Below are 1172 nucleotides of genomic sequence, written 5' to 3' on the forward strand. Positions count from 1 at the left end.
AAGCAAACGGCGGCACGATTTTGTTAGATGAAATCGGTGAAATGTCTCCTGCAGTCCAAGCCAAACTTTTGCGCGTACTTCAAGAGCGAGAAGTGGAACGTGTGGGCAGTCACAAAGCCATCAAGCTTGATATTCGAGTGATTGCCGCAACCAACAAAGATTTACGAGAAGAAGTGCAAAAAGGCACCTTCCGTGAAGATCTTTACTACCGATTGGATGTGTTGCCATTGCATTGGCCACCACTTCGCGAAAGAAAAGAAGACATTTTACCGATCAGCCAATTCTTTATTGAAAAATATCAAGATAGCAGCCGCTGTCACTTATCTCAGGATGCGATCAGCGCTCTGAGTCAGTATCACTGGCCGGGCAATATTCGTGAATTAGAGAACGTTATTCAACGTGCATTGGTGATGCGCCATGGTGACTACATTACAGCGCATGATCTGATGTTACCGATTGAACTCATTGCCCCAGTGCCTTCCATGGAGCCAAAGTCCAGCTTTGGTCATGTGGAAGCGAAGAAGCAGGCTGAATACCAATTTATTTTGGACAAATTACGTCAGTTTGGTGGAAACCGAACCAAAACCGCAAACGCCTTGGGAGTATCAACCCGAGCGCTACGTTACAAGCTCGCAGCCATGCGAGAACACGGTATTGATTTACAGTCGGCTCTAGGCTCGGCTGCCTAATAGGAGAAAAATATAGATGGCAAGTCAACCTACTAATGCGGTCTCGGCAGAGCAACTCATGTTGTCAAAAATGCAGGCGATGCAGGCTCAAGTGCAGCCGCCTGAATTTATCGTGAGTGCCAACCCTTTAGATCAACAAGCACTGAATGCTCCACTGTCGTTTTCTCAAGCGATGACGAACGTGTTGGATACAGTCAATCAACATCAATCTGCGGCCAGTCAAAAAATGACGGCGGTAGAAACTGGGCAAAGTGACGACTTAGTTGGCGCAATGGTCGCAAGCCAGAAAGCCAGCTTATCGTTCAACGCTCTTATGCAGGTGCGCAACAAAGTGGTTGCCTCTTTTGAAGATATTATGAAGATGCCGGTGTAATTCATGTCAGAACTAACCCCCCAAGTTGCCGGAAATACGGCCATGACGACCAGCACGACACAAGCGTTCTCGCCAGCAGGCAACATGGACGACGTGACAAATAAGCTAAA

Annotated in this window: 2 protein-coding genes; both read left to right on the forward strand. The window is 47.4% G+C overall.

Annotated elements, in window-relative coordinates:
- Positions 1-689, forward strand: a 689-nt coding sequence (locus tag R7E00_RS24395) for a sigma 54-interacting transcriptional regulator (protein WP_318124812.1), incomplete at its 5' end; no start/stop codon positions are given.
- 16 nt (positions 690-705) lie between these two features.
- A complete protein-coding gene (gene fliE, locus R7E00_RS24400) occupies positions 706-1062 on the forward strand; it encodes a flagellar hook-basal body complex protein FliE (protein ID WP_005462799.1) in 357 nt (118 codons plus the stop codon).
- Positions 1063-1172 lie beyond the last annotated feature (110 nt).

The organism is Vibrio sp. Vb1755 (genome assembly GCF_033338635.1).
Classification (GTDB): domain Bacteria; phylum Pseudomonadota; class Gammaproteobacteria; order Enterobacterales; family Vibrionaceae; genus Vibrio; species Vibrio alginolyticus.